Source organism: Methylibium sp. (genome assembly GCF_013817365.1).
GTDB lineage: Bacteria > Pseudomonadota > Gammaproteobacteria > Burkholderiales > Burkholderiaceae_C > Methylibium.
Window position 1 is genome coordinate 1 of the sequence record NZ_JACDCU010000216.1, and the last position, 6,615, is coordinate 6,615.

The window sequence follows — 6,615 nt, forward strand, 5'->3', positions numbered from 1 at the left end:
CGGCTATGGCCCCCGAGCCCGTCCTGCTTTTAGCGGCGGGCCTTGGCGGTGGCCGCTTGCGAAGCCTTGACCGCGCTGGTGTTGATCGCCTGGAAGTTGGCTTCCGCCACGTCTTGCGCTTGCTTGGCGGCCTTGTGCACGCCCTCGAGCGCGTTGTTGGCAGCGGCTACAGCCGACTTCACCAGGGCGACGGCGTTCTCGCTGCCGGCCGGAGCGTTCTTGACCGCGGAGTCGACCACGGCCATGAAGCCCTTTTGCGCTTCGGCCATCTTGCCTTCGGCGATCTTGTTCACTTCGGCGCTGGTGCCCGAAGCGATGTCGTACAGGTGGCGGCTGTAGGCAGCGGCCTTCTCGGCGGCCGGCTGCAGCAGGCTGGCTTGCAGGGCCATGAGTTCTTGCGCGTCCTTCACCGATAGCGCGGCGCGGGTGTGGTCGGCGGCTTCGGCCATGCCGGCCTTAGCGACCTGGAGGTTCAGCGCGACGAGTTGCTCCATGCCCTCGAAGGCCTTGGAGGTCAGACCGAACAGGGTCTCGACATTGACTTTGTGGGCGGTCATCAATTGTTCAGTGGTCAGCATTTTTCGGTCTCCATTGGGTTGCGGGCAGTTGCAGCAAAAACCGATTGGTGCAGTGCAACATAGGGGCTAGTGTACGCAGGGTTTCCCCGAACGCAAGTGTTTGTTGCTGCGCCGCACCATTTTAGGGGGCTTTGCCTGAGAAAGTTTTTCATCGGGACAGGCAAGGCGCCCCGGCGCGGCATGCCCACACAATGCCCGAGCCATGATGCAGGCGTATTACAGCGATCATTTCGTCTTGCCGTTGCCTGACGGACACCGTTTTCCAATGGCGAAATACGCCCTGCTGCGCGAGCGTATCGCCGCCGAATTGCCGGCGGTGCAGCTGGTCGAGGCGCCGGCCGCAACTGATGGAGAGCTCGCGCTGGCGCACGAGCCGGCCTATATAGAGGCCGTGACGCGCGGCCTGCTTTCGCCGACACAGCAGCGCGAGATGGGCTTTCCCTGGAGTGAGCGCATGGTCGAGCGGTCCCGGCGCTCGGTCGGCGCGACCATCGCGGCGGCGCGAGCGGCACTGAAACAAGGTGTGGCTGCCAACCTGGCCGGCGGCACCCACCACGCGCAGGCAGGGCGCGGCGGCGGGTACTGCGTGTTCAACGACATGGCCGTGGCCGCCCGGCTGATGCAGGCCGAATGGCACCGCACGCCGTTGACGATGCCGCGTTCTCTGCTGCGCGTGGCCGTGATCGATCTGGACGTGCACCAGGGCAACGGCACCGCCGCGATCTTTCGCGACGACCCGAGCGTTTTCACGCTCTCGTTGCACGGCGCCAAGAACTTCCCGTTTCGCAAGGAGCCCGGCGACCTCGACGTCGAACTGCCCGACGGCTGCCAGGACGATGAATACCTGCAGGCCCTCGATGCCTCGCTCACCACGCTGTGGGCCCGCCACGTCGATCAACTGCCGGGCTTGGTGTTTTATCTGGCCGGCGCCGACCCGCACGAGGGCGACCGCCTCGGGCGGCTGAAGCTCAGCGCCGCCGGGCTCGCAGAGCGCGACCGGCGCGTCTTCACCGCCTGCGAGCAGCGGGGGATACCGGTCGCATTGACGATGGGCGGCGGCTACGGGCGCGTCATCGACGACACGGTGGCCGTGCAGCTCGCCACCTATCGCGCGGCCCTGCACTGCGCTCACGCGTGGCGCGGGCGCTCGGACGAGGGCTCTCATAATCAGCGGCCATGATCCTGCCTGCTGCCCGCTCGACGATGCATTCTTCGCCCTCGAATCCGGCCCCTGCAAGCACCGCCGCAGTCGATGCGGCGATCGCTTCCCGCCGCTCGGTGCGCGCCTTCCTTCCGACGCCGATCCCGCGCGCCACCATCGAAGACATCCTGCAGGTCGCCGCGCGCGCTCCGTCGGGCACCAACACCCAGCCGTGGAAGGTGAGGGTGCTCACCGGCGCCTCGCTGGCACGCCTGAGTGCGGCGCTGCTCGCGGTCCACGACGACCCGGCGCAACTCGCCGAACAGCGCGAGGAGTACGCCTATTACCCCCGCCAGTGGGCGTCGCCCTACATCGACCGGCGCCGCAAGATCGGCTGGGATCTCTACAGCCTGCTCGGCATCGCCAAGACCGACAAGGCCGGCATGCATGTGCAGTTCGGCCGCAATTACGTCTTCTTCGATGCGCCGGTCGGCCTGATCTTCACCATCGATCGCCTCCTGGAGCAAGGCAGTTGGCTCGACTACGGCATGTTCTTGCAAAACATCATGGTGGCCGCGCGCGGCCGGGGCCTCGACACCTGTCCGCAGGCCGCCTTCACGCCGTTTCACAAGGTGATCGAGCGGGAATTGCAGCTGCCCGAAACGGAGATGCTGGTGTGCGGCATGTCGCTCGGCCATGCGGACCCCGACGCCGTGGCGAACAGGCTCGTCACCGAGCGCGAGCCCGTCGCCGGCTTCGCGCGTTTCATCGACTGACCCGGTTTGGCGACCGCCAGCCTGCCCACTTTCGATGCTGCCGCCACGCGCGCGCTGCTGCCCGCAGCGGCGCGCGTCGAGGCGGTGATCCGGGCCATGCGTGCGCGCCGTGCAGGCTCGCTGAACGCACCCGAGCGTCTGGCGTTGCCGCTGCCTGCTGAAGGCAGCTATCTCGTCATGCCGGCTGCCGATGCCGAGCTCGCCATCACTAAGCTCGTGACGGTCCATCCGCACAACTCCGGATGCGGCCTGCCGACGATCCAGGGGCTCGTCCTGGTCACCGACGCTGGGAACGGCCAGCCGCTCATGCTGCTCGATGGCCCGACGCTGACCGCGCGCCGCACGGCGGCCGTCACGGCGCTGGGCCTGCGCGTGCTGTCGCGTCAGCCGCTGCGCTCGGTCGCCCTCGTCGGCACCGGCGCACAGGCACTTGAGCATGCACGGCTGCTGGCGGAGCTCGGTGAACTCGAACGCGTGGAGGTCGTCGGCCGCGATCAAGCTCGGGCGGCTGCGTTCGTCGATGCGGTCGCGCTGTCCTGCCCTGGCGTACGGCTGCGAGCGGCGGTGTCGATCGATGAAGCCCTCGGCAGAGTCGATGCTGTCGTCACGCTGACCACGGCGACCCGTCCGGTACTGCCCGACGGCTTGCACGACAAATTACTCGTCGTCGGCGTCGGTGCGTTCCGGCCCGACATGGCAGAGCTGCCACCCTCGCTGCTGCGCTCGCGCTCGGTGGTGGTCGACGCGCTGCCCGGAGCCCGGCACGAAGCCGGTGATCTGATTCAAGCCGGTATTGACTGGGGGAGCGTCACCGAGCTGGTCGATCACCTCGACGTTTCGGGGGCGCCGGGACCGGCTCCCGTGTTCAAGACCGTGGGCCAGGCGGCCTGGGATCTGGCCGCAGCGCATGCTGCGGTGAACCAAGCCTGATCCGGCGGCTATTTCTGATTTCAATCAACAGGACGAAAGACATGAACAAGGTTCTCGTGGCCCGCAAGGCTTTTCCCGACATCGTCGAGCGTCTGCGCGCGCATTTCGAGGTCGAGGACAACCCGGACGATGCGGTCTGGACGAGGCCGCAACTGATCGAGCGGCTCCAAGACAAGGCGGGCGCCTTCACCACCGGCAGCGAGCGCATCGATGCCGAGGTGCTGGTGGCCTGCCCGGCGCTCAAGGCCGTGTGCAACATGGCGGTCGGCTACAACAACATCGATGTGGCGGCGTGCACGGCGCGCGGCATCGTCGTCACCAACACACCCGACGTGCTGACCGAGACCACCGCGGACTTCGGCTTCGCGCTCATGATGGCCGCGGCGCGCCGCATTGCCGAGTCGGAGCGCTACCTGCGCAGCGGCGCTTGGAGCAAGTGGCACTACGACCAGTTCGCCAGCCCCGATGTGCACGGCACCACGCTGGGCATCCTGGGCATGGGCCGCATCGGGCAGGCCATTGCCCGGCGCGGCGCGCTGGGCTTCGGCATGCAGGTGATCTACCACAACCGCTCGCGGCTGGCGCCGCAGACCGAGGCCGAGGTGAAGGCGCGCTACGTCGACAAGGCGACGCTGCTAGGCGAGGCGGACCACCTGGTGCTGGTCGTGCCTTATTCGCCGGCTTCACACCATGCGATCGGCGCCGCCGAGCTGGCCTCGATGAAGCCGAGCGCCACCCTCACCAACATCGCCCGCGGCGGCGTGGTGGACGACGCCGCACTCGCCGAGGCGCTGAAGGCCGGCCGCATCGCCGCTGCAGGGCTCGACGTGTTCGAGGGCGAGCCCAAGGTGCATGCCGGTCTGCTGGACGTGCCCAACATCGTGCTCACGCCGCACATCGCGAGTTCTTCCATCACGACGCGGCGCGCGATGGCCAGCCTGGCAGTCGACAACCTGATCGCAGCACTCGGGCAGGGCCCGCAGGCGGGCGCTCCTCCGACGCCAGTGAATCCCGAGGTGTTGAGGACCCGTTGATGCGCTGAAGCGCGATTGCCGCCTCATGATCCGACGCGAGCGGTGAGCGGAGCGGCCGGGGCCGCGAACGCCTGCGACACTGGGGTCACGATGCGTGGTCCCTTTGCTTTCCCGCGACTGGTGACCGCGCTGCTGCTCGTGCTGGCAGCCGCCGTCGGCGCTTCGGCGGCGACGGTGCAGGTCGGCTCCAAGCGCTTCACCGAGTCCTACCTGCTGGGCGCGATCGTCACCGAGACGCTGGCTCGCGCCGGCGTGCCGGCCGAGCATCGGCCCGGATTGGGCAACACCGCGGTGCTCGAACAGGCGCTCTCCAGCGGCAGCATCGATGTCTATCCGGAATACACCGGCACCATCGTCCGTGAGCTGCTCAAGCGCGAGGGCGATCCTTCGCTGGACCAGCTCAACGACTGGCTCGCGCCACGCGGCCTGAAGGCCGCCGTGCCGCTGGGCTTCAGCAACAGCTACGCCTTGGCGCTGCGCGAGGCCGACGCAGCGCGCCTCGGCCTTGAAACGATCTCCGACCTGAAGCGCCCGGCCGCGAAGGGCCTGCGCCTGGGCCTCTCGCACGAGTTCCTCGGCCGAACCGACGGTTGGCCGGCGCTGCGCCGTGCCTACGGCCTGCCGTTCGCGTCGCCGGCCGGTCTGGATCACGGCCTGGCCTACACCGCCCTGGCCGAGGGCCAGGTCGATGTGATCGACATCTACTCGACCGACGCCCGGCTGGTCGGCGGCGCCTTGCGCGTGCTGCGCGACGATCGCCGCTTCTTTCCCTCCTACGAGGCGGTGCTGCTGATGCGCGCCGGCCTCGACGCCGCAGCGCTGCAGACGCTGACCGGGCGCATCGACGCGCCGCGCATGATCGCGCTCAATGCGGCGGTCGAACTCGACCGCCGGCCCTATGCCGAGGTGGCACGCGAGTTCGTCGCCGGCCTGCCTGCGCCCGGCGAGGCTGCGCCACCGAAGCCAGGCGAGGCTGATGCACCACCGCCGGTCGCCGATGCCGCGCAGCGCACGCCTTCGCGGCAGAGTACCGGCGCGCGTTTCTGGCAGCGGCTTTGGGCGCCCGATTTCTGGCGCCTCACCGGCCAGCACCTGACGCTCGTGTTCGGCTCACTGGCGCTGGCCGCGGCGATCGGCGTGCCGCTGGGTGTGCTGGCCTGGCGGCGACCGGCGCTGGCGCAGACCGTGCTCGGCGTGGTGGGCGTGATCCAGACCATTCCGTCCCTCGCGATGCTGGCGTTCCTGATCGTGCTGGTCGGCGGCATCGGCTTCGTGCCGGCGCTGCTCGCGCTCTTTCTGTACGCGTTGCTGCCGATCGTGCGCAACACGCATGCGGGCCTGCTCGGCGTGGGCGCCGGGCTGTCGTCGGCTGCGAAGGCGCTCGGCCTGACGCGCCGGCAGCGCCTGCGCCACGTCGAGCTGCCGCGCGCCATGCCTACTTTGCTGGCGGGTGTGCAGACCGCCGCGACGATCAATGTCGGCACCGCGACGATGGCCGCGTTCATCGGCGCCGGGGGCTACGGCGAGCGCATCGTCGCCGGCCTGGCGCTCAACGACACGGCGGTGCTCCTGTCCGGCGCGGTGCCCGCTGCGGTGCTGGCGGTGCTGATGCAGGGGGCGTTCGAGGCGGCGCTGCGCTTGCGCCACCGCCGCTGAAGCCGCTGCGACAATCCCGGCGATGGATTGGATGCTCCCCGCGCTGCTGGCCCTTGCCGCGCTGAATCTGCTGTTTGTTGCCTGGCTCGCGCTGCGTCGCGGCGAGGTGCGGGCGCGGCAACGCTTCGAGGAGACGATGCAGGCAGCCCTGCGGGACGCCAGCGAACGGCTCGCCCGCGAGTTGCGCGATGAACTCGGCCGCGGTACCCGGTCGCAGCGAGACGAGGTGGCGCGCAGCGGCGACATGCTGCGCAGCGAAATCGACCGCAGTTCGGCGGCGACCCGTACCGAGCTCGGCGTGACGCTGGCCACATTTCAGCAGACGCTGTTCGCCCAGCAAGGCGATGTGGCGCGAACGCAGAACGAGCAGATTGACAGTTTTCGCACCCAGCTCGCGGCTACCCAGCAGATGCTGGCCGACACGCTGCGTGCGACCACGATCGCACTGGGCACGCAGGCTCAGGGCGCGCGCGAGGCGCAGGACGCCGGGCTGGGGCGCA

General features: G+C 68.9%; 6 protein-coding genes and 1 pseudogene. 6 read left to right on the plus strand and 1 reads right to left on the minus strand.

The features are described from left to right. Positions 1 to 29: 29 nt before the first annotated feature. Entirely contained in the window at positions 30 to 578 is a 549-nt protein-coding gene (gene phaP / locus H0W38_RS13445; RefSeq protein ID WP_292454847.1) for a TIGR01841 family phasin, read from the minus strand. A 205-nt stretch (positions 579 to 783) separates the two neighbouring features. On the opposite strand from phaP, the gene H0W38_RS13450 reads away from it, so the two are divergent. The 6 genes and pseudogenes from H0W38_RS13450 to H0W38_RS13475 all read left to right on the plus strand — a co-directional run. Further along, the gene (locus H0W38_RS13450) at positions 784 to 1,758 is read left to right on the plus strand and encodes a histone deacetylase (RefSeq protein WP_292454856.1); all 975 of its coding nucleotides are present in this window, start codon (positions 784 to 786) and stop codon (positions 1,756 to 1,758) included. Between the two features lie 23 nt (positions 1,759 to 1,781). After that, positions 1,782 to 2,495, plus strand: a complete 714-nt coding sequence (locus H0W38_RS13455) for a nitroreductase (protein ID WP_292454859.1) — start codon at positions 1,782 to 1,784, stop codon at positions 2,493 to 2,495. A gap of 6 nt (positions 2,496 to 2,501) precedes the next feature. After that, a complete protein-coding gene (locus H0W38_RS13460) occupies positions 2,502 to 3,425 on the plus strand; it encodes a delta(1)-pyrroline-2-carboxylate reductase family protein (RefSeq protein ID WP_292454850.1) in 924 nt (307 codons plus the stop codon). Positions 3,426 to 3,466: 41 nt separating this feature from the next. Beyond that, positions 3,467 to 4,459, plus strand: a complete 993-nt coding sequence (locus H0W38_RS13465; protein ID WP_292454852.1) for a D-glycerate dehydrogenase — start codon at positions 3,467 to 3,469, stop codon at positions 4,457 to 4,459. 90 nt (positions 4,460 to 4,549) lie between these two features. Continuing rightward, positions 4,550 to 6,115, plus strand: a complete 1,566-nt coding sequence (locus H0W38_RS13470; RefSeq protein WP_292454855.1) for a glycine betaine ABC transporter substrate-binding protein — start codon at positions 4,550 to 4,552, stop codon at positions 6,113 to 6,115. Between the two features lie 31 nt (positions 6,116 to 6,146). Further along, positions 6,147 to 6,615 (plus strand): annotated as a pseudogene (locus tag H0W38_RS13475) (hypothetical protein); the annotation flags it as partial.

What these genes read in the sequence shown, in the direction of transcription:
- phaP (WP_292454847.1), bottom strand. Translation starts at nt 578, where the DNA reads ATGCTGACCACTGAACAATTGATGACCGCCCACAAAGTCAATGTCGAG.
- H0W38_RS13450 (WP_292454856.1), top strand. Translation starts at nt 784, where the DNA reads ATGCAGGCGTATTACAGCGATCATTTCGTCTTGCCGTTGCCTGACGGA.
- H0W38_RS13455 (WP_292454859.1), top strand. Translation starts at nt 1,782, where the DNA reads ATGCATTCTTCGCCCTCGAATCCGGCCCCTGCAAGCACCGCCGCAGTC.
- H0W38_RS13465 (WP_292454852.1), top strand. Translation starts at nt 3,467, where the DNA reads ATGAACAAGGTTCTCGTGGCCCGCAAGGCTTTTCCCGACATCGTCGAG.
- H0W38_RS13470 (WP_292454855.1), top strand. Translation starts at nt 4,550, where the DNA reads ATGCGTGGTCCCTTTGCTTTCCCGCGACTGGTGACCGCGCTGCTGCTC.